This is a genomic window from Epilithonimonas sp. 33E, from assembly GCF_059372615.1.
In genome coordinates this window covers 2,478,237-2,500,569 of sequence record NZ_CM182009.1, presented here as the reverse complement: position 1 = coordinate 2,500,569, position 22,333 = coordinate 2,478,237, and the positions used below count along the sequence as shown (strand labels likewise).

Genomic DNA, 22,333 nt, shown 5'->3' with positions numbered 1-22,333 from the left:
ATTTTTCGGGGAAATTAAATTAAATTTGCACCTCACGTTCAGATTATGGAAGAAGAAAAAAAATCACTCAATTTTATTGAGCAAATTATAGAAGATGACTTGGAAAATGGCTTGGAAACGTCACAGTTGCGTTTCCGTTTTCCGCCGGAACCTAATGGTTATCTTCACATTGGCCATACAAAAGCAATTTGTATCAATTTTGGATTGGGGCAAAAATATAATGCACCGGTTAACCTTCGTTTTGATGATACCAATCCAGCAAAGGAAGAACAGGAGTTTGTAGATTCTATCAAAGCGGATATCGATTGGTTGGGTTTCAAATATGATCAGGAATTATACACTTCGGATTATTTTGAGCAATTATATGTTTGGGCTTTAGAATTGATCAAACAAGGGAAAGCGTATGTGGATGAGCAGTCTTCCGAGGATATCACGGCGCAAAGAAAAAATCCTTTTGAACCAGGAGTTAACTCACCTTTTAGAGATCGTCCAGTTGCAGAAAGTCTTGAACTCTTTGAGAAAATGAAAAATGGAGAATTTGAAGAAGGAGCGATGAGTTTGCGTGCAAAGATTGATATGGCTTCTCCAAATATGAATATGCGTGATCCTGTGATGTACAGAATCCTGAAAAAGCCACATCACAGAACAGGAGAAAAATGGAAAATCTATCCGATGTACGATTGGGCGCATGGAGAATCTGATTATATTGAGCAAATTTCACATTCATTATGCTCATTGGAATTTGAGAATCACCGTCCACTTTATGAGTGGTATCTTGACCAGGTCTATGATGACGGAAAAGTAGCACCAAAGCAAAGAGAATTTGCCAGGATGAACGTTTCTTATATGGTGACTTCCAAAAGAAAATTACAAAGATTAGTTCAAGAAGGTATAACAACAGGCTGGGACGATCCAAGAATGTCGACAATCTCCGGACTGAGAAGAAAAGGTTATACACCAACATCAATCAAAAACTTTATCGAAAGAGTCGGAGTTGCAAAAAGAGAGAATCTTATTGATATACAATTGTTGGAATTTTTTGTAAGAGAAGACCTTAACAAGATTGCAACCCGAGTAATGGCAGTTGTAAATCCCGTAAAACTTGTCATAGAAAATTATCCTGATGATAAGGAAGAATGGCTGGAAACTGAAAATAATCCTGAGGACGAAAATGCTGGAACAAGACAGGTGCCGTTTTCAAAAGAGCTTTACATCGAGAGAGAAGACTTTCAGGAAGAGGCTGATAAGAAATTCTTCCGTTTAAAATTGGGTGGAGAAGTTCGCCTAAAAGCGGGTTATATTATTAAGGCTGAAAGAGTAGAGAAGGATGAAAAAGGTCAAATCACTACAATTTTTGCAACTTATGATGAAGATTCAAGATCAGGAAGCGGAACCGAAGCAAGTCTTAGAAAAGTGAAAGGAACACTTCATTGGGTTTCTGCAAAACACGCTTTGCCAATCGAAATCAGAACTTATGAAAGATTGTTCACTACGGAACAGCCTGACGCAGAAAAAGAAGTTGATTTTTTAGAATTTGTGAATCCTCAATCCTTGAGAGTATCTTACGGTTTTGCAGAACCAAGCCTTAAAGAAGCTACTTTGGATGACCATTTCCAATTCCAGAGAATCGGATACTACATCAAGGACAGAGATTCTTCTGATGATAAGTTGGTCTTCAACAGAACAGTTACGCTTAAAGATGGTTATAAACCTTAAATTTGAGAACTAAATAAAATATTAATTTGAAAATCAGTCATTTGGCTGATTTTTTTTGTTTTGATGTAACAGAAATAAATTGCTTGTTGTCTTATCATCAAGCAACAGAAAACTATGAAAACTAAATTTTGTATCTTGATCCTGATATTTGTTTTTTTGCAGATTTCCGCACAGAAAACTATTGCTTCTGATAGTATTTTTCGCAAAAAACTACAAGCAATAAAGAAAGACCAGTCAGTTAAAATAGATGGGATTTTGGATGATGAGATCTGGAAAAACGTTCCTGTTGCTACCAACTTTGTAGAAAGACAGCCTAACAACGGAAAACCTCAGGCTGACAGTTTGAAAACTGAGGTTAAATTTCTTTATGACGATACAGGATTATACATTGCTGCTCAAATGTATGACCCACAACCTTCAAAAATTTTAAAAGAATTAACCGAGAGAGATAACATTGCCAATGACGATTTTTTCGGAATCATCATTAACGGATATAACGACCATCAGCAGAGTCTGGAGTTTATTGTGACTGCGGCCGGCGTTCAGGTAGATGGAAAATTGACCACTGAAAACGAAGATATGTCCTGGAATGCGGTTTGGTACAGTGCCGTTAAGATCAATGAAAAAGGCTGGGCTGTTGAAATGAAGATTCCTTTTTTTGAGCTGCGTTTTCCTAAAAAAGAAATGCAGGAATTTGGCCTTAATATGATTCGGAAAATTAAAAGGACCAACACGATGTATGATTGGAATCATGTCGATAATCAGAAAGGAAATTACACGTTATATGATGGCGTTCTGAATGGCGTTACTGATATCAAAACACCAACCAGATTATCTTTCACACCCTATTTTTCGACCTATGTTAATAATTTTGACGGCAAAACGGAAATGAATGTCAATGGTGGGATGGATTTGAAATACGGAATTAATGATGCTTTCACTTTCGATATGACCTTGATCCCGGATTTTGGACAAGCTAATTTTGATAATTCGATTCTTAATCTGACGCCATTTGAACAACAATTTGCCGAGCAACGTTCATTTTTTATGGAAGGAACGGAATTGTTCAGCAAAGGTGATATGTTCTATTCCCGAAGAGTTGGCGGAAGTCCGTCGAGATATCCAATCATTGATGAAGAAAAAGAAACCGTCACCGAATATCCTGGAAAAGTAAAATTATTCAATGCTTTCAAAATTTCTGGAAGAACAAAAAAAGGTTTGGGAATTGGGATTTTCAACGGAGTGACGGAAAAAATGGAAGCCACAATCCTCAATAATGAAACCGGTGCAATAAGAAAAGAAGTGGTGGAACCCTGGACCAATTATAATGTTTTGGTTTTTGACCAGCGATTTGGTGATAACTCATCTGTCACATTAGTCAACACGAATACGACAAGGTCTGGAGATTTCCGTGACGCTAATGCCACCGGATTATTATGGAATATTGCCAACAAAAAGAATACTTACAACTATTACGGGAACTTCAAAGGAAGCTGGGTGATGAACGATGAGACGAAGTTTGGAAACAGAGGAACGATTGGCATTGGAAAATTTTCCGGTAAAAATAGATTTGAAATCAATGCCAATTACGTCAGCAAAGATTGGGATATCAACGACCTTGGTTTTTCTACCAAAACCAATTACGGAAATCACAACGTATGGTACGGATACAGAATCCTTCAGCCGACCGGAAAATTGAATAATATGTATCTCAATTTCAATTTGAATTATTATCACAGGTTAGAGTCGTTCCTGAATCAGAAACTGGTCTTTAATCACAACAATTCATTTACGAACAAAAAATTCCAGAGTTTCGGTGGAGGCGTAGAGTTTACACCATATGGAGAAAAGGATATCTATGAACCAAGAACATTTGGAAGATATTTGAGAGTTCCCGGATATTTTGACAGTTGGCTTTGGTTCGAAAGTGATAGCCGTAAAAAACTTCAGTACAATATCAATGTGGATTATTATGCTTATGATCAAAAAGGAAGAAACTATGTTGTTCCGTCATTGTATCTGCGTTATAGAGCTTCCGATAAAATGAAAATAATTTGGCAATTCAATCCGGTTTTCAGTAATAATGAAGTGGGATTTTCCGGCAAAGATGCAAGCAATATTTATATGGGAAGGAGACAGAGAAATACTTATGAAAATGCTATTACAGGGCAATATACGTTCAACGAAAAAATGACTTTGGCATTGGCATTCAGGCATTATTTCTCCGATGTTACTTACAAGCAGTTTTACATTCTGAATAACGATGGGAGTCTGGATTCCAATACATCTTATAATCCAAATCTTAATGGGACTTACAATTCCTGGAACGTTGACTTGAGGTATTCCTGGTGGTTTGCACCTGGAAGCCAGTTAACTCTGCTTTACAGAAACGCAACCAGCAATTATCTGGAGATGTCCAGAATGAAATTTAAAAATAATTTCGATGAACTTTTCAATGCGCCCATGATTAACAATTTTTCACTAAGGATTACCTATTTCTTAGATTATAACAGGATGAAAAACTGGTTTTAGATAATCTGGACAGCTTAATCCGTCCTCCGTTCCCGCTTTTTTGACATAGCGAAAGAAATGAATCAATCTTTTATACTATTCAAGAATCGCAATGTCAAAAAGAGCTCCACTCAGGCCGGGCTGCGGACATTTGAAACAGAAACACCATTTCAAACTTGAAATGGTGTTTCTGTAATAAATGATAAGACATTAATACATTAATACATTAATAATCATCCATCATTAATTATAAAACGTCTCTGATCTCTTCGTTCTTCTGGAAAGTTGCTTTTGCAAAAGGACAAAGCGGAATGATCTTCAGATTGTTTTCTCGGGCATATTCTACCGCTTTGTAAACCATAGCTTTACCAACACCTTTTCCGTTGTAGGCTGGTTCCACTTCTGTATGGTCAATAATGATCTTATCGTCTCCGGCCCAGGAATAGGTCATTAATCCTGCAGGTCTTCCGTCAAATGTTGCCACGAATTCTCCTTTTGTTTCCCGGTTATTTTGTGTTATTTCTAGCATTTTAATGGATTTTAGTTAATACTTCTATGTCGTTGGTTAATATTTTGTGAACCGGACAGGCGTCTGCAATTTTGAAAAGTTTATCTTTTATTTCCTCACTGATTTCGGTTATTCCAAAATCAATCACTCTGCAAAACTGTGCGGCTTTTGTCTGGGGGTAATTTTCAAGTTCCACTTCTACATTGATCTGTGGGATTTCCCAGCCTTTTCGATCGATATACATTCTAAGTGTTGCAGCAGTACAACTTGCCAGAGATGCTGCTAAAATTTCAAATGGATTGAATCCCTTGTTTCCACCTCCTTTATCAATCGGTTCATCCGTGATAATTTTGTTTTCTCCGGCTATTACTTCCGTATAATATTTTTCTGTTCCCAGACTTGCTTTTACTGTTACTCCCATTTTACGAATTGGTTTTATAGCTCAATGCGCCGGATGGACATTTCATCAGTTGTTCTTTCAGTTCTTCCGTTGTAGCATTTTCAGGTTTTATCCAAGGTCTTTCTTTCGGATTGTAGACTTTTGGAAGAGATTTTACACAAACTCCTGCATGGATGCATAATTTTGGTTTCCAGAGAATGGTGATTTCGCCTGTCTTATATTCGTGGGTTTCCATTAGATCTGATTTTTGAAGTTTTCAATTTTAGAATTAAGTTCATTTAAAAGTTGAGGTTCGATGACGCCATTATCCGCATCAAAATTCTCATAGAATTTCGGAAGGGAAAAAGTTTCTTTGATGTCGGCACCGAATGCTGGAAAAAACTTTGCAGCTTCTGCCATGACATTGCCTCCACCATAACCGCCTGGTGAAGTGGTCATCAGGAACATCGGCTTATCCTGAAAAACCTTAACATTGATTCTGGAAGCCCAATCAAAGATGTTCTTGAAAGCAGCACTGTAAGAACGATTGTTTTCTGCCAAAGAACAGATAATAACATCACATTCTTCAATATTTTTCAGGAATCTGTGAGCTTCTTCCGGAAAACCATTTTTCTCCAAATCGACGGAAAAAATAGGCATCAGATAGTCATTAAGGTCAATCAGATTGATTTCTTCGTTTGGAAAACTTTTCAAAACAAATTTCACCAGTTGTTTATTAATAGACGTGGAGGAGTTGCTTCCTGCAAATGCAAATATTTTCATAGTTGAGATTGGTTTAAAGTTGGTCGTACCCTCCGAATTTTTCATCTACTATTGCTTTCCATTCTGGATGTTTCTTGATAAAAGCAAAAACGTATGGACAAAATGGTAATAGTTTTTTACCACTATCTTTGATGAGTTGTAATGTCTTTTCTACAACAGCTGCTGCTGCTCCTGTTCCCGCTAATTCCGGTTCCGCTTCTGTGTGGACAAGCGCGATCTGATGTTCTCTTTCTCCATAATTGATAAAAGCAAAATGTCCGTTAACTTCTATTTCGAAACGTTTTTTAGTTTCGTTTTTTACAAGCGGAATATTTTCAAATTCTGGTTTCATAATTTTATTTCTTTAAAGTTAGTAATTATTTGGTTCAAAATTATGCAAACCGGAATTGCTGGAAATTGATGTAGGATATTTTCTGTATGCTAGTACAAATTCAAATAAAAAATCCTGTGAAGACTCCACAGGATTTGAGGTTAATATAATTGATTTGTGTTTTTATAATTCATGTTCTGCTTTTACATAAGAAATAAGATCAGACATTTTTTTGAACTTATCCCCTTGATGTTCAGGTAAATTTCCTAATCTGTAATAGAAACTTCTCATTCCTCTTTTCGTATTGATACTGATTATCATAATGTAATTAATAATACCTTTTTCTACTTTTAAGAAAATAACTTTTCTTAAAGGTACTTCCAAAACAGGATGATGATTCGGTACAAGAGGATGTCTGTATTTTATGGAAAGAATATGTTCCGAGACTTCTAATGAGAAAGTCTTTAACATGATCAATCTCCATGTACAAAACATAAATACAACAAAAAAGCAGCTGTACAGCAAGACCTTATCAATTGCAATAAATTTTTTTGCAAATAACAAAAACAATATATCCAATAAGATAATAAGGACGAATCCATACATCGCAAATGCGATTTCTTTTCGGTTATTCATTTTCATTTTAGTTGTAGTGTTAGTTAATCTAAATTTGAGTTCTTACCTGGAAAGAAGTGCATTAATAGTACTGCATATCTATTGTAAGAAATCATAGCTAGATACTTAATATCCTTTACAGAGCCAGTTGGCTCTGTAAAAAAGATATTAATTTCATTATGTGTGTTTTCAGAATCAAAAAGTTCCAAATTATAATTATTGTAGATTGGTTATAATTGTTGACTTTTATTAATACAAAAATATCAGTAAATCGATATTCTATACAAGAAAACACAATAGATGTATGTCGAAGGAGTTGTAGATATTTTTCTACAAGCAAAAAGTGTATAAGTGAAGATTATTAATTGTATCTGAATTAATCATGATTATTTTTAATTAATTCTGCCAATTCTACAATATTTTCGATATTAAGCTTTTCAAAAATCCTCTTTTTAACCGTACTGATGGTATTTTGCTTCAAGTCTAATCTGCTCGCAATTTCCAGATTTCCTAAGCCTTTTGCGTATAATTCTGCAATTTCAATTTCTCTTTCTGTTAAGCTTTTAAGCGGATTAATAAGTTGAGGATTATTCATGGAGCTCATGAGAAGTTCCTGAGTCACGGGCGATATATATTGGCCGTAGCGTAACATTCTTAAAATAGCCTGCTTTATCTCTTCTTCTTCGCTCAGCTTGCTTAGAAATCCATTGGCGCCGGCATTGATGAACTTAAGAGATTGGGTAGCCTCATCAATACCTGTAAAAATCATGATCTTGATGTTGGGATTGATTTCTTTTATCTTTGGTAAAATTGATAAACTGTTTCCGTCCGGAAAATGAGCATCTATAATAGCAAAATCTATTTCATTAGCTTTTACAGTTTCCAAAATCTGTGAAAGATTGGTCGCCTGAAGAATTTCGTAATCCGAACCAATCTCTTCCAGCATAAAGACAAGCCCTTGTCTTATAAGGCTGTGATCGTCAGCAAGCAGAAAAGTGGTTTTGGTTTCTGACATTATTTATTAATATTTAAATTAATAGAAAATTTTACTGTTGTTCCTTTATTCAGTTCGCTGTTAACAGAGATGTTTCCGGAATATAGCTCTACAAGTTCTTTGCATAAGCTTAATCCAAGACCTGCACCAAGATTTTCCACATCTTCTGATAATACTCCCTGATAATATGGTTCGAATATTTTTTCCAAATCCGTTTCCGAAATCCCTGCGCCTGTATCGCTGATTGATGTAACCAGACGAACTGTATTTTCATCAACAGATTCTGTCCTTGTGTCAACGCTGATTTGTCCGTTCTCTGTGAACTTATTAGCATTTCCGAGGATATTCATGAAAATCTGATTGATTTTTGCCTTGTCAGAGAAAACCTCCAGATCAGGATTGATATTTTCATGGATAACGAATTTGTTACTTCTCGTTTCGATGTAAGGTTCAATAGAAGTCAGAATCGACGTTATTTCATTTTTAAGATTGAATAACGACGGAACGAGTTTATTTTCTTTGTGTTGATTTTTGGTATATTCCAGGATTTGATTGGCTTGTAACAATAATGAGTTATTGGTGAAGCTAATTGATTTCAGATATTCTTTGATACTTTCGTCATTGGTCTTTTTATTGATCCTATTGATAAAAATGCCGATGATTTTCAAAGGCGATCTCAATTCGTGACTTAGCATTCCTAAAATTCTGTTTTTAAAATTAAGGTTTTCATTGATTTGTTTGTTGGCAGAGTTCAATCTTTTTTCGTAGATGAAGGCGATTCTGGTAAAATACATAATCAATATGGACACGATAAACATCAGGATCATCGCACCAAAAACCAGATACATCCTTATTTTATTACTTTCGGAAGTTTGTTTTTCATATTCTTTCTCCAGTTCGGATTTAGAAGATTTTATGGCAGAATCATAGATGCTCATCAGATCATTACCATAGATCAAAAGATTGTTGAAAATCTTATAGAACCTGTTGCTGTGAGTTTTGTTCCGGGTAATATTAACCTGGACTTTTTGAACTTCCTTGGAATAATGATTGTTAATGGTTTTCACAATGCTGTCCATATCAGACTTGATTTTTTCACCAGTTGTCAATCCTCCGTTTTTTACCGTGATTATTGTACTTTCTTTTTGTACGTCAACTTTTCCGGCAATTGCATCTCCCAAACGTCCAAATAGGCCTTTCTTTTTTACAGTGTCAGAAACCGTTTTGGTCTGGATGTCAAATTTCTCATAATTATAGTTGTCGAAATTGTATTTTTTGAATTGTGGCGCATCCTCTCCAATCTTGAAAGATGATTTTGTAGAAAACTGATAGGTAGAATCTGCCAGCATTTTCAGTTTTTTGAACTCTGACGAATCCTTTTTTTGAGGTAAGAGAATATTCTCCAACCTTGGATTTTTGTAGCTGTTGATACTGTCCAGGTTTTTTGTGAGTCTTTTTACAGATTCGAAATAAGAATCCAGGTATTTTTTATCATTAGTAATAAGGTATTTTTGAAAATGATCCTGAGAATTTAGAAGCTCTTTCTTAGAATCATCTGTTAAATTTTCCAGTGAATGGATTTCTTTTAACTGATTTTCAACAAAAGCCAGATTCTTTCTGGACATGAATTCGTTATAGAAAAAGCCGGCTAATATAATCTGGATTAATAATATACAAAATATAAGAAAATAATGAACTGTTTTTCTAAATCTGAAACTTATAGATTTCGGGTAATTTGATTTCATATTTTGTGTGTTATTAAGTTTTTAAATTTTTGAATTACTGATAATCATAATCTGCAAAAATAAAAAATCTAATAATTGTATTGCTTTACAAAATTCATAGTTAATGAATATACATATAACTTATATAAAGTTAATAAAAAATCCTGTAAAACTATATTTACAGGATAGTATTAATATGTATTATATAATTATAACGTTTTGAACTGCTCCAGCATTCTGATATCATTCTCAAAGAACATTCTGATATCGCTCATCTGATAAAGAAGCATAACAATTCTTTCGATTCCCATCCCAAAAGCGTAACCTGAGTATTTGTCTGGATCAATATTCACATTTTTAAGAACCGCAGGGTCAACCATTCCGCAGCCCATGATTTCCAGCCAGCCTGTTCCCTTGGTAATTCTGTAATCGGTTTCTGAGTTCAGTCCCCAATAGACATCCACTTCGGCACTTGGTTCGGTGAAAGGAAAATAAGAAGGTCTCATTCTGATTTTTGATTTCCCGAAAAGTTCCGTTGTGAAGAACTGAATGGTTTGTTTAAGGTCCGCAAAACTCACATTCTCATCAATATACAAACCTTCTATCTGGTGGAAAATACAATGTGAGCGGGAAGAAACCGCTTCATTCCTGAAAACTCTTCCCGGCGCGAGGATTCTCATTGGCGGTTCATTGTTTTCCATATATCTGATCTGAACCGATGAAGTGTGTGTCCTCAACAGAACATCAGGATTCTGCTCGATAAAAAAAGTGTCCTGCATATCTCTTGCCGGATGGTATTCCGGAAGATTAAGTGCGGTAAAGTTATGCCAGTCGTCTTCAATTTCCGGTCCGTCTGCTACTGCAAAACCGATCGATTTGAAAATGTCAATGATTTTATTTTTAACCAGATTGATAGGATGACGAGAGCCTAATTCCAAAGGAAAAGCCGGTCTGGTAAGGTCCTCTTTTTCAAGAATAATTTTACTTTCCGAAGAAGATTTAAGTTCCTCCAGTTTTCCGTTAACAGCATTTCTTAAGATGTTGATTTTCTGTCCAAAATCTTTTTTCTGCTCATTTGGGATTTGTTTAAGGGCATCATAAAAATCATTCATGATTCCTTTTTTTCCATTAAATTTTAATCGGAATTGTTCGATCTCATCTTTTGCAGAAGATTGGAAATTTTGTACTTCTATCAGAAGGTCATCAATTTTCTCTAGCATTATTTCTTATAAAAATAGACTGCAAAAATACGATTTTTAAAATAAAAATAAACGGCTTATATAAAACAATTTTATTTAAAACAAAACCCTTTCGGAGTTTTAAACTCTGAAAGGGTCGAATAATTATTATTGAATCTTAGACAAATTATTTTTTCTCAATCGCTTTCACTTTCATCTGAACATTGATTTCATTTTTAATCAGACCTTCTGCAGCAGGCATCTGGAATTTGATTCCGAACTCATCTCTGTTGATGTCTTTTGGTTCGGTTGCGATGCTCAATTCACTGCCTTTTATTTTTACATTTGCATTGAAGGTGGCCGGCTTTGTAATGCCTTTCAAAGTCAGATTGCCGTCCAGAACTGTGTTGTAATCGCTTCCTGCAGGTGCTTCGGAGAGTTTCGTAATTTCAAAAGATGCAGTCGGGAACTTTTCTACATCAAAGAAATCAGCGCTTTTAAGATGACCGATTAATTTTCCATTGCTTTCCGAATCTTTCAAATCCTCATTCGCAATAGAAGTCATATCAATCACGAATTGCCCGCTTTCCAGCTTGCCGTCTTTTACGGTCACTTCGCCACTTTCAAATTTCAAAGTTCCGATGTGGCTTGTATTGTCAGACTTTACAACTTTGAATCCTTTCCATTCCGCTTTACTGTTGAGGGTGTCCACGACATAGATTTGTCCGTCATTGGTCGTCAATACCTCGTTGCTCTCGCTGGTTACTGGTTTGTCCTTTCCACAAGAAATAACCAATGCAGAAGCCGAAATGATTAATAATGCGGAGATTAAAGTTGCTTTTTTCATTTTAAAGTTTTATTTGTTACTTAGTTTTACGTTCTTTGCTAAAATAATAAAATTATTATACTTCCAAAAATACTATTTCCGTAAAATGTTGTTAGAAGTCAAAAATCTTTATTTCAATTATCAGACCAACCAGCCCCTTTTTCAAAACCTGAATCTGAATGTCGATGAAGGGCATATTATTGCTCTGGCAGGTGAAAGTGGTTGTGGAAAATCCACTTTATTGAGTTTGATTTATGGTTTAATGGACTGGCAGAGTGGGGAAATTATTTTTGAAGGGCAAAGGTTATTGGGACCAAAAGGAAATCTGGTTCCCGGTGAATCTCAAATGAAATTTGTTGCACAGAATTACGATTTGATGCCTTATGCAACAGTTGCCGATAATGTTGGGAAATTCATTTCGAATATCAATCTCAAATCAAAAAAGGAAAAAGTTGAAAAATTGTTGGATGTTGTCGGATTGACAGATTATGCGAAGGTTTTGCCTAAAAATCTAAGTGGTGGACAACAGCAGCGCGTGGCAATTGCCAGAGCTTTAGCGATTTTGCCGAAAATGCTTTTGCTGGATGAACCTTTTAGTAATCTTGATTTTTCCAGAAAATTTGAATTGCGGGATAAACTTTTTAGTTACGTAAGACAAAATAATATGAGTCTTTTGATTTCGACGCACAATCTGGAAGAAGTCTTGCCTTGGGCAGATAAAATTGTGGTTTTGCAACAGGGGCGATTGATTCAAAATGATTCGCCGAAAGAAACTTATGAAAATCCTTATAATGATTATGTTGCAAAGCTTTTAGGCGAGGTCAATATTTTTTCAGAGGAAGAAAAATCCGAACTTAATCTTTCCAAAAAACATTATTTTCCGCATCAGATAAAAATTGCAGAAAATGGGGTAGAAGCTGTTGTTTTAGAAAGCCTTTTTGCCGGTTCTCATTACCGGAACAAGCTTAGAATTAATAATAAATCAGTTGTTGTTTATTCTCAAAATGTACTTTCCGGAAACGTATTTTTAAAGTTTTAATTATCCCATTTTATATATTGTTGATAAAATATGGATAACTTATACATTATCAGTTGGTTGAAAAATAAAATTTTCTTAGCTTTGGTTTACGAAAATTTAAAGGAATTTTTTGGTTAATTCTCTTTCTGCCTTAGGGACTGGAAATTAGTTTCTTTCACGAAACAATCAGAGTCTTTGAAAGTTTACCCTGCCAAAACTTTCCTTTTTTTATGCCTTTTTCACAAACTCGGACTTCAAAGCCATAGAACCGAAACCGTCAATTTTGCAGTCGATATTATGGTCAGAATCCGGACGTAGGCGGATGTTTTTAACTTTTGTTCCTGCTTTTACAGGTTTTGGAGCTCCTTTGACAGGAAGATCTTTGATAACGATTACAGAATCTCCGTTTTGCAACTCCTTGCCAAGAGAATCGAATATTTTGCCTTCGGAAGAAACTTCAGCAGGATCCCACTCGTGGAAACATTGTGAACAAACCATCATTCCGTCCTGTTCATAGGTGAATTCGGATTGGCATTTTGGGCAAAGAATTGTATCGCTCATAGTTTTTAATTTTGAGATGCAAATGTAACATTAAAAACAGATATTTCGAAATGAGATAATTCATAAGACAAGAAAATTCGTCATTCATCATCTATAATTCATCATTAATTTTTAGATTTGTGTGCAACTAAATAAATCGTTAAAATAAAAATGAAACGCTTCTGCGTTCCATCTAACCATTAAAAAATAAATAAGTAGTAGATGAAAAAAACCGCTTTGTATGATAAACACGTTTCTCTAGGTGCGAAGATCGTTCCTTTTGCAGGATTCGAAATGCCTGTTCAGTATTCAGGAGTTACAGAAGAACATTTTGCTGTCCGCGAAAAAGCGGGGATTTTTGATGTCTCGCATATGGGACAGTTTTTTATCGAAGGTCCAACAGCAAAAGATTTGTTACAATTTGTAACCTCCAACAATGTTGATGCTTTGGAAAACGGAAAGGCGCAGTATTCTTGTCTTCCGAATGAGAATGGTGGTATTGTGGATGATCTGATTGTTTACAAAATCGAGGATGAAAAATATTTCGTGGTTGTAAATGCATCAAATATTGATAAAGACTGGAATCACATTGCCAAATACAATGAAAAATTCGGGGCCAAAATGACGAATGCTTCCGATGAGATGTCATTGATTGCCATTCAAGGCCCAAAAGCAACCGAAATTCTTCAGAAATTGACTGAGACAGATTTGTCATCTATTCCATATTATCATTTCACAATAGGTTCTGTGGCTGGTTTTTCGGATGTGATTATTTCGAACACAGGTTACACGGGAAGTGGCGGATTTGAAATCTACTTCAAGAATGAAAATGCTGAACAACTTTGGGATGCTTTGACAGAAGCAGGAAAAGAATTTGGGATGATTCCTTGCGGATTAGCTTCCAGAGATACTTTGAGACTGGAAAAAGGTTTCTGTCTTTACGGTAATGATATTGATGATACAACGTCTCCACTTGAAGCTGGATTGGGCTGGATTACGAAATTCGATAAAGATTTTGTAAACAAAGCATTCCTGGAAAATCAAAAAGCTGAAGGTGTTTCCAGAAAATTAGTTGGTTTCGAAATGCAGGAGAAAGCCATTCCAAGACACGATTATGAAGTGGTTGATGCGGAAGGAGATATCATCGGGAAAGTAACTTCCGGAACAATGTCGCCAATGAAAAGAATTGGGTTAGGTTTGGCTTATGTTGATAAACCCAACTTCAAATTAGGTTCAGAAATCTTTATCAGAATCAGAAACAAAGATATTCCTGCGAAAGTGGTGAAATTGCCTTTTGTTTAAATCAGATAAAATATATAAGACTGATAGATAATAAAAAAAAGCGTTCAATATTTGAACGCTTTTTTATTTATTTAGAATTATAAATCTATTTCAAATACTTCGTAATACTTTCGCTCATTGGATTGGTAGTGCTTACGAAACTATCAATCACATTTCCTTTTTCATCTAGAAGAATCTTCGTGAAGTTCCAAAGAATTTTCGTGTTTTTCACGCCATTTTCTTTTTTGTCTGTCAGGAATTTGTAGATCGGCGCAATGTCATCGCCTTTCACAGAGATCTTAGCAGCCATTGGAAATTGTACACCGTAGTTTCTCTGGCAGAAAGTGGCAATTTCGTGATTGGAGCCAGGTTCTTGTCCGCCAAAATTATTGGCTGGAAAACCCACGACAACCAATTTGTCCTTGTAAGCTTCGTAAAGTTTTTCCAAATCTGCATATTGAGGTGTGAATCCGCATTCGGAAGCGGTGTTGACAACCAGTATTTTTTTGCCTTTGAATTTAGAAAAATCAATAGTTGAACCGTCAAGTGCTTCCACTTTGAAGCTGTGAATCGATTTTGCCTGAGCCTTATTTTTTGAAAATCCGAATAATGATAGCATAATAACAAGTAAATATTTCATAAAGATAATTTAAAAATCAAATTTAAAACAAGTTTCGGAATTAATGGTTAATTATCAATTATCAATTATCAATTATCAATTATCAATTATCAATTATCAATTATCAATTATCAATTATCAATTATCTCAGATAAGTCCCCACTCCAGAGATTTTTTTATCAATTCTGATATTTTTGTACAATCTGTTTTCTGAAAAATATTTTTGCGATGTGTGGTCACTGTGTGATAAGAAAGGTCCAACATGCTGGAGATTTGTTTGGCTGAGTTGCCCAAAGCTAGTAATGACAGTATTTCTATTTCTCTTTTTGTGAGGGTGTTCTGAGGTGGTTGTTTATCAGCTTGTTTTTTATAGTGGATTTGATGAAAATCACTTCGGTTCCCAATTCCTACAACTAGAACAATATAAGAATTGGTTTGAGTGATGTGCTGGATATTGGTATGGATGTTAATGGCCTGTAGTAATCTTCCGTCTTCACTTTTGGCTATATGTAGAGATTGATGATGAAACATTTCGTAATTTCCTTTGTGGGTTCTCATACGAAAACAATAACTGCATTTTAAATTCTGTTGATGTTCCCAACCGATTTCCTGCATTTTTTCTATTGTTATTTTCTCTGCTTCCATCACAAAATCAAGGTCATCGGGGTGAATTAAATCAATGATTTCTTTAAGATATTTTGGAAATCTATTTAATCCATGAATTTTAAGTATGTTAATATGAGGACTTATAATGGTGCTGTCAGAAATATTGATAGCATAATAATAAAATTCTCCCATAGCAAACATTTCACCTATAATTTGTTCAATTGGTGGTGGTGAGTCAATACTTTTAGCGGTATTACTCAAAGAATCGGGATAAGCGTTCCAAACTTTCAATAATGGATGCCTCTTTTTGGAAGTGATTTGGTAATTTTCATTCATATTATTAGTTTTTTATAAAATTAATAAATATTCTTATTCAAAAATACCTTTTTTAAGGTATTTACTTGTGTTTGATATAGGGTTTATATTTGTTCTAAAACAATAGCCATGAAAATTCCTTTTCCTGCAGGGTTATGCATAATTGATTGAAATCCAATTTGTTTTTGGTGAAGTTTTAAAGAAAAATACTTAATTAAAAATAAAACCTATGAGAACAAAATTATTATTACTGTATATGCTTTGGGCGGGAATGGCTTTGGGACAGGAATCCGGAAAAAATATACCAGCTAAGCCGGATAAAAATTATGTCAATCATTCTACACAATTTATTGAATATAATTTGAAAAGTGGAAAATATGATAAGGATCTGAAACGGATAAAAGTACATACACCTGTGGTTTTTAAGATAACAAACGTAAATCCTTTTGTTTATAAAATTGCAATGACTCCAAAAGATTCTATTGTAGGAGAAACTGGTTTGGAAAAAGAATTTTTGGAATCTATTGCCAAAAAAGAAAAGGCAAAAGCCGAAGAAAAGTCTGCCGAAAAGGAAGCAGAAATCAATAAAACAATAAACGAAGTCCAACCGGTTGAAAAATCTGAAGCAATAGGTGATGATAAAAAAAAGGACAAAATAATAAAATCAGTAGTTGCTCTTCAAGAAGTAGAAAAACTACAGCGACAGAATGAAAAACTATCTCATTTGTTAGTTAAGGAAAAAGAAGATTTAGAGATTATCAAAAATCAAATTAGAGAATTGAAAACGAAAGATTCTGTTGTAGCATTGAATGAACAACTTAATAGCAAAAATGTTTCTGTTACAAGATTGGAGGATAGTATTAACTTCAAAAAGAATAAAATATCGAATTTACAGAAAGATATCACAGGCAAAATACAGGAATATTATCAGCTATTAGACGATTTTACAAAAGCATATAGTGATTTTTCAGATAAATGTAGATTTGCTTTCAAACTAGTGAGAACTATAAAATATATCAATGCGATTGCAGATGACCCTAATCTTGATTATGATGGTTTTTTAAAATCAGGAATTATAGGAAAAAATGAAGACTTGTTGAAAGGAATAGAGCAAGTAGATGATTATCGTAAAAGTTTTTCGGAACTCAGTAATGCTTATTATAAATTATCAGTGACCAATCATCTTGATGAAGTATTAGAGCCTAGTGGTGCGGAAAAACTCCAGGCATACCCGAAGTTCCTGAAACAAAAAGCAGACCAGCTGAACCAATGGTTGATAACCTATAAAATGGATGAAGCTTTGAAACAAGCAGTTTGGGTGGTTTCTGTTTTGAAAGAAAAACAAAACTATGAGATAACATCTGCTCCAATACAACCGGAGAATGACCTTGTAGAGTTCAAAGTGAAAATAGAACAAAGAAATAAAACACTTTCCGACAAGCTTTTCAAAAACAAAGAGTTTACCTACCGGCAAACGGTTTACGGAGGCACTCGCGTAGATTTTAGTTTAGGTTTGGCCGCCGGATATTATTGGGATGCACCAGAATACGAATATAATAAGGAGAATAAAATCCAAACAACTTACAAAAATATGCTTTCTCCATCTTTGGTAGGAATGGTTACAATGAGTTACCGAAAAACAAATTACATAGCTTTCGGAGGAAGTGCAGGTATGGGAGTAGATGTGAATGACGGAAAGATACAACTGACTAACTTCTTCATAGGGCCATCAATACTTTTTGGAAGAAATCAACGCATATTTTTGACAGCGGGACCTTCTGTGAAAAATGTAGGCAAGCTGAAAAGCGAATATAGTGATGTCCCTATAAATCCTCATACAGAAGACTTTTCTTCTTATATAAGAAGCGATTACAAGATAGGAGCATTCGTATCCATTACATATAGTCTTACAAAAGATACAAGAGCATTAATTAAAAACTTGAGATAACAAATGAATATCATTATAAAAGCTAACCTCAAAATTTTCGCATTATTCTCTTGTTGTATAATAGCGAACGCACAAAACGAAAAGGTCTATTCGCCTGCAAAAGACAACATAGTTTATTTTGTGAATAACGAAGAAAACGCTTTTGTTTCTGATGAAATTGTAGAAGATTCCGTAATCGCAAACGAACAAAATGCGAGAATATCTTCAGATTCTATAAAAAATAACGGGTTGCCAATGATAGAAGATTGTCCAAAATTATCAAGACGTTCGGTTTTGTGTGATTCCATTCAATCCCGAAGAGATGATACAGATCCAAACAGTGATTACGATTATAAATTTGAACGGGATATGGATTCCATCGTTTGCGCAGACCCAACCAAAGAATCAAGAGAAGAAATTAACAAAAAAATCCACGATGTTTTTGTTCGTTATGGTGATGAATTGTATTGCGATAGTCTTTCGTTTGATGTCCCGAAAGGGAATTTTCTGAAATTTGCGGTTACAAGTTCTTGCGGAGATTTTTTAGACAAAGCGGTAAGAGAATGGAAAGTGCCATTAAATAGAATTGACCAAGGAGACGGCAGAACTCCACTGGATTATATTAAAGATGAAATGGACCACAATAAAGGTTCAGCGACAGAATCAGTTCTTAAAGGTTACTATACACTTTTAAGAAAATATGGCGCAAAGCACAAAAGCGAACTTTCTCCGGAAGAACTCAAACGAAACGGTAAGCCAAACGGTCATAAAGATTGTCCCGCAGATGCACCTTGTAAAAAATAAGATCGCTTCCAGTATTCTAATAAAGCCAACAATCATAAAGCACTTAAAATTATTAAAAATCTGAAATAATATCAAAATAGAGATTGTTATTCATATTTTTCTATATTCTAAGTCTTTATTAATTTAAATATGACTATTCCTAATTTTTTCTTTCTCAAAGCCTGCCTATTTCCGGCAGGTTTTTTTATTGCGGCAATTCAAAAAATATAGATACCTTTAAACAATCGAAAAATCAAAAATGAACAGAAAAGATTTTATTGCCTTATCTTCGTTGGGATTTTTGGGTTTATATGCTTGCGGAACTTCAAATCTTATGAATAACAGAAAACCTTTAGCCATTCAGCTTTATACAATTCGTGATGCTGTTGCAGAGAATTTGGAGAAATCGTTGGAAAGGTTAGCAGGATTGGGTTTTAAGCAGCTCGAAATCTACGGCTATGACGGGAAATTTTTTGGGAAAACAAGAAAGGAATTCCAGTCCATTCTGAAAAACACAGGCCTGGAAGTGATTAGTTCTCATCACACGACAGGAGTTATTCATAACAGCAAAGGAACGCTTCTGAATGATTGGGAAAAATCGGTTGAAGATCTGCATTTCATCGGTTCAGAATATATGGTTTGCTCATATCTTTTTGAGGAAGAAAGAACTTTAGAATATTATAAAAAACTTCCGCAGTTACTCAATAAATCAGGCGAAACAACGAATGAAGCAGAAATCGCTTTTGCTTATCATAATCACGATTTCGAATTTGAAAAATTCGATGATAAAACGGTTTATGATTTCATTTTAGACAATACGGATTCTGATTTGGTAAACATGGAACTCGATCTTTACTGGATTTCAAAAGCTGGATTCAATCCTTTGACTTATTTCGAAAAATATCCGAAAAGATTTCCGCTTTGGCACGTGAAGGATATGAAAGCAGGAAACAAAGATTTCACAGAAGTCGGAAACGGAACGATTAACTTTAAAACAATTTTCGAAGCCAAAGAAATAGCGGGTCTCAAATATTGGTTTCTGGAACAGGATTCCAGTGATAAAGATATTTTTGAAAGTGTGGAAATCAGCAAAAAGTATATTGATAGGCATTCTTGTTTCACAAAATAATAACTGAGCACAGCACATTGGGTAACTAAAAATGTTTTCAATTTTGCTTAGAAAATCCTTGCGAACTTTGCGGTTAGATCTTTCAGAAAGAATATTTATTTTAACAAAATTTTATGATTTGTGAAATAAATGCCTTTTCTTTGCCGTTCTTTTATTTATGATAAAAATCGATGAGTGTTTACAGCAAGCTGGCTGAGAATCTCCAGTACATTTCGCCGTCTTTTTACAAAAGCAGATTTTTCAAAAAGCTGAAAGGTCTGACTGCTCATAATCTTTTGGAAAGAAAAGTGGAGCCGGAGTTTCTTTGGATCAAAGAGGTTTTGAAGGCTGATTCGGTTTTTATAGATGTAGGAGCCAATGTCGGTGCTTATCTTTTCAGCTTAGAAAACCATCTCAAACCGGAGAATATTTTTGCTTTTGAACCTAATCAGCAATTGTTCAAAAGACTGAAACGACTTTTTCCAAAAGTCAATTTGTTTTCTGTTGCTTTGTCTGATGTTTCTACTATTGCTGAATTCAAAATTCCTGTCATTAATGGCGAAAAAATCCATACCAGAGGAACCTTGCAAACTTCTATCAGAGAAAGGAATGAAGAGAAAACAATTCTTCAGAAAGTAGAAGTGAAACCTTTGGATGAATTGGTTTTTGATGAAGCTTATACTGAACAACATCAAAATACTCAGACAGACAAATTAAATCTTAAAAGAATCGATTTTATCAAGATCGATGTGGAAGGAAACGAGATGCAGACTTTGAGAGGTGCTAAGAAAACAATCAAAAAATACCAGCCAATTCTAATGGTCGAGATGGAACAACGCCATCACCATGAAAATCTATGGACTTTGATTTCCGAGATTGCAGATTGGGGATATTCAGTCAATTATCTGGACAGAAAGACTTTGAAACCAACAAGTTTAACAGAAGAGTTACTGAATCAGCAGAATCCGGATAACGTGAAGAATTACAAAGATTACATTAATAATATTATCTTTTTACCTGAGGCGGGAACTTTAGCCTGACAAAGAACTTTAAACAGAAACTATGAGCGTCGTAGCAAGACAAGGTGTAAAATATTCGATAATTGGTTATCTCGGCTTTTTGTTGGGAACATTTTCGTCTATTTTCATTTTTCCTTACGACATGGAGTTTTACGGAAAGCTCCGTTACATCTTGCCGACGGCCGAGATTTTGGTTCCTATTGTGGTTTTTGGACTGAGTTTTTCCAACGTCAAATTTTTTAGCAGAGTCAATGCTGATGGTAAGCATCACAATATGTTGTCGTTGTCATTATTGGCTGTTGTAATCAATTTTTTGATTTTTTCAGGAGGCTATTTTTTGGTTAATTTTCTGTTCCCGGAATTACAAAAATCCAAATTGTGGGAAATGAAACTTCTGATTCTGCCAATGGTTTTGGTTTTGGCTTTATCTTCGGTTTTCAATAAGTTTTTGACTAATTATAAAAGAATCGTCATCCCGAATATCTTCGAAAATTTTATTCCGAAGATTGCCAACATTGGTGCATTTTGCCTGTTTTTCTTTTTGGGCGTTGCGGATAAGATGGCTTATGGATTTTTCTTTCTGATGTTTGTAATTTCGCTTGTAGGTTATGGCTATTATACCAACAGACTGGAGAAAATCAAACCGGATTTCGGATTGGATTATTTCAGGAAAGACAATTTTTACCGGGAGATTTTCACTTATAGTTTGTTCGGGTTTTTAGGAAATATCGGAAATTATATTGCTATTAACATTGATAACCTGATGATTGGTGAGTTTATCAATTTCCACGAGAATGGTATCTATAGTAACATCTACGCCATCATTTCCCTGATTACGGTTCCTCAGATGGGATTATTCAATATTTCTGCACCCATCATTAATAAAGATCTGGCTTCCGGAAATTACAACGACTTAGATAGATTCCACAAGAAGACCTCGCTCAGTTTATTTTTTCTTGGCTTGGTGTTGTTTTGCTGTATCGTTGTCGGATTCCCTTATCTGGCAGATTTTATGAAGAATGGAGAAGACCTGCGTTCTTCCGAACCTGTGGTTTGGGTTCTAGGATTTGCAATGCTTTTTGATTTGGCAACAGGCTTTAACGGTCACATTATTTCCCTGTCAAGATACTATAAATTCAATATTGTCGTCATGCTGATTCTGGCAGTTTTGACAATCACAACCAATATGATTTTTTTGAGACATACCAATTTGGGAATCTTGGGAATTGCAATTGCTTATGCCATTTCGTTATCATTGTTCAATATCATCAAAATCGTTTTCAACTACATCAAATTCAAAGTTTTTCCTTTGGGAATTGAGATGATTTATGCCATGATTTTAGGTTGTATTTCTATTAATGTTGCGATTTTTTTGCCGGATTTCAAATTTAATATTCTTAATCTTTTCTATAAACCGACAGTAGTTTTGATATTACTTTTCATAGGTAATCATTTCCTGAAAATCTATCCGCTGGATAAGTATCTTAACAAAACTTTTATCAGGAGTCTTTTTAAATTTTAGTGTTGTCGGCTTTTTAATATTTGTTGATTAAATGAAATAGCTAATTCAATT

Annotated in this window: 22 protein-coding genes; 9 read left to right on the top strand and 13 right to left on the bottom strand. The window is 34.7% G+C overall.

Annotated elements, in window-relative coordinates; translation table 11 throughout:
* The first annotated feature begins 45 nt into the window (after positions 1–45).
* Positions 46–1,716, top strand: a complete 1,671-nt coding sequence (locus tag AC5P2S_RS11470) for a glutamine--tRNA ligase/YqeY domain fusion protein (RefSeq protein ID WP_494554931.1) — start codon at positions 46–48, stop codon at positions 1,714–1,716.
* A gap of 114 nt (positions 1,717–1,830) precedes the next feature.
* Positions 1,831–4,248, top strand: coding sequence for a DUF5916 domain-containing protein (locus AC5P2S_RS11465; protein WP_494554930.1), 2,418 nt, complete (start codon positions 1,831–1,833; stop codon positions 4,246–4,248).
* A 226-nt stretch (positions 4,249–4,474) separates the two neighbouring features.
* Here AC5P2S_RS11465 and AC5P2S_RS11460 read toward each other — a convergent pair whose 3' ends face one another.
* The 10 genes from AC5P2S_RS11460 to AC5P2S_RS11415 all read right to left on the bottom strand — a co-directional run bounded on the left by AC5P2S_RS11460 (position 4,475) and on the right by AC5P2S_RS11415 (position 11,565).
* Positions 4,475–4,756 (bottom strand): GNAT family N-acetyltransferase, encoded by a 282-nt coding sequence (locus tag AC5P2S_RS11460; RefSeq protein ID WP_494554929.1) that lies wholly within the window; start codon positions 4,754–4,756, stop codon positions 4,475–4,477.
* A 1-nt stretch (position 4,757) separates the two neighbouring features.
* Positions 4,758–5,156, bottom strand: coding sequence for an OsmC family protein (locus AC5P2S_RS11455; RefSeq protein WP_494554928.1), 399 nt, complete (start codon positions 5,154–5,156; stop codon positions 4,758–4,760).
* Position 5,157: 1 nt separating this feature from the next.
* Positions 5,158–5,370, bottom strand: coding sequence for a (4Fe-4S)-binding protein (locus AC5P2S_RS11450; RefSeq protein ID WP_283418084.1), 213 nt, complete (start codon positions 5,368–5,370; stop codon positions 5,158–5,160).
* The gene (locus AC5P2S_RS11445) at positions 5,370–5,897 is read right to left on the bottom strand and encodes an NADPH-dependent FMN reductase (protein WP_494557027.1); all 528 of its coding nucleotides are present in this window, start codon (positions 5,895–5,897) and stop codon (positions 5,370–5,372) included. Before AC5P2S_RS11445 ends, AC5P2S_RS11450 begins: the two co-directional genes overlap by 1 nt.
* Before the next feature lie 13 nt (positions 5,898–5,910).
* Entirely contained in the window at positions 5,911–6,228 is a 318-nt protein-coding gene (locus AC5P2S_RS11440) for a GNAT family N-acetyltransferase (RefSeq protein WP_283418085.1), read from the bottom strand.
* Positions 6,229–6,390: 162 nt separating this feature from the next.
* A complete protein-coding gene (locus tag AC5P2S_RS11435; RefSeq protein ID WP_494554927.1) occupies positions 6,391–6,678 on the bottom strand; it encodes a hypothetical protein in 288 nt (95 codons plus the stop codon).
* Positions 6,679–7,198: 520 nt separating this feature from the next.
* Entirely contained in the window at positions 7,199–7,837 is a 639-nt protein-coding gene (locus tag AC5P2S_RS11430; protein ID WP_283418087.1) for a response regulator, read from the bottom strand.
* On the bottom strand, positions 7,837–9,561 hold the full coding sequence (locus AC5P2S_RS11425; protein WP_283418088.1) for a sensor histidine kinase: 1,725 nt from the start codon (positions 9,559–9,561) through the stop codon (positions 7,837–7,839). Before AC5P2S_RS11425 ends, AC5P2S_RS11430 begins: the two co-directional genes overlap by 1 nt.
* A gap of 188 nt (positions 9,562–9,749) precedes the next feature.
* On the bottom strand, positions 9,750–10,760 hold the full coding sequence (gene pheS / locus AC5P2S_RS11420) for a phenylalanine--tRNA ligase subunit alpha (protein ID WP_494554926.1): 1,011 nt from the start codon (positions 10,758–10,760) through the stop codon (positions 9,750–9,752).
* A 145-nt stretch (positions 10,761–10,905) separates the two neighbouring features.
* Entirely contained in the window at positions 10,906–11,565 is a 660-nt protein-coding gene (locus AC5P2S_RS11415) for a YceI family protein (RefSeq protein ID WP_494554925.1), read from the bottom strand.
* Positions 11,566–11,650: 85 nt separating this feature from the next.
* Here AC5P2S_RS11415 and AC5P2S_RS11410 point away from each other — a divergent pair, with 85 nt between their 5' ends.
* Positions 11,651–12,583 carry a sulfate/molybdate ABC transporter ATP-binding protein gene (locus AC5P2S_RS11410; protein ID WP_494554924.1) on the top strand — a complete coding sequence of 311 codons (933 nt, stop codon included), beginning with the start codon at positions 11,651–11,653 and terminating at the stop codon, positions 12,581–12,583.
* 207 nt (positions 12,584–12,790) lie between these two features.
* On the opposite strand, the gene AC5P2S_RS11405 is transcribed toward AC5P2S_RS11410, so the two are convergent.
* A complete protein-coding gene (locus AC5P2S_RS11405) occupies positions 12,791–13,123 on the bottom strand; it encodes a zinc ribbon domain-containing protein YjdM (RefSeq protein ID WP_283418092.1) in 333 nt (110 codons plus the stop codon).
* A gap of 201 nt (positions 13,124–13,324) precedes the next feature.
* Between AC5P2S_RS11405 and gcvT the strand changes: the two genes are divergently transcribed.
* Positions 13,325–14,404, top strand: coding sequence for a glycine cleavage system aminomethyltransferase GcvT (gene gcvT / locus AC5P2S_RS11400; RefSeq protein ID WP_494554923.1), 1,080 nt, complete (start codon positions 13,325–13,327; stop codon positions 14,402–14,404).
* Positions 14,405–14,489: 85 nt separating this feature from the next.
* Here gcvT and AC5P2S_RS11395 read toward each other — a convergent pair whose 3' ends face one another.
* Positions 14,490–15,023, bottom strand: a complete 534-nt coding sequence (locus AC5P2S_RS11395; RefSeq protein ID WP_494554922.1) for a glutathione peroxidase — start codon at positions 15,021–15,023, stop codon at positions 14,490–14,492.
* A gap of 126 nt (positions 15,024–15,149) precedes the next feature.
* Positions 15,150–15,944, bottom strand: a complete 795-nt coding sequence (locus AC5P2S_RS11390; protein WP_494554921.1) for a helix-turn-helix transcriptional regulator — start codon at positions 15,942–15,944, stop codon at positions 15,150–15,152.
* Positions 15,945–16,152: 208 nt separating this feature from the next.
* Between AC5P2S_RS11390 and AC5P2S_RS11385 the strand changes: the two genes are divergently transcribed.
* From AC5P2S_RS11385 to AC5P2S_RS11365, 5 genes are all read left to right on the top strand, one after another.
* A complete protein-coding gene (locus AC5P2S_RS11385) occupies positions 16,153–17,871 on the top strand; it encodes a hypothetical protein (protein ID WP_494554920.1) in 1,719 nt (572 codons plus the stop codon).
* Positions 17,872–17,874: 3 nt separating this feature from the next.
* Positions 17,875–18,654: a hypothetical protein gene (locus AC5P2S_RS11380; protein ID WP_494554919.1), complete on the top strand. Its 780-nt coding sequence runs from the start codon at positions 17,875–17,877 to the stop codon at positions 18,652–18,654.
* A 238-nt stretch (positions 18,655–18,892) separates the two neighbouring features.
* Positions 18,893–19,762 carry a sugar phosphate isomerase/epimerase family protein gene (locus tag AC5P2S_RS11375; RefSeq protein ID WP_494554918.1) on the top strand — a complete coding sequence of 290 codons (870 nt, stop codon included), beginning with the start codon at positions 18,893–18,895 and terminating at the stop codon, positions 19,760–19,762.
* A gap of 170 nt (positions 19,763–19,932) precedes the next feature.
* On the top strand, positions 19,933–20,781 hold the full coding sequence (locus tag AC5P2S_RS11370; protein WP_494554917.1) for an FkbM family methyltransferase: 849 nt from the start codon (positions 19,933–19,935) through the stop codon (positions 20,779–20,781).
* Positions 20,782–20,803: 22 nt separating this feature from the next.
* Positions 20,804–22,282 (top strand): lipopolysaccharide biosynthesis protein, encoded by a 1,479-nt coding sequence (locus AC5P2S_RS11365; RefSeq protein WP_283418099.1) that lies wholly within the window; start codon positions 20,804–20,806, stop codon positions 22,280–22,282.
* The last annotated feature ends 51 nt before the right edge of the window (positions 22,283–22,333 follow it).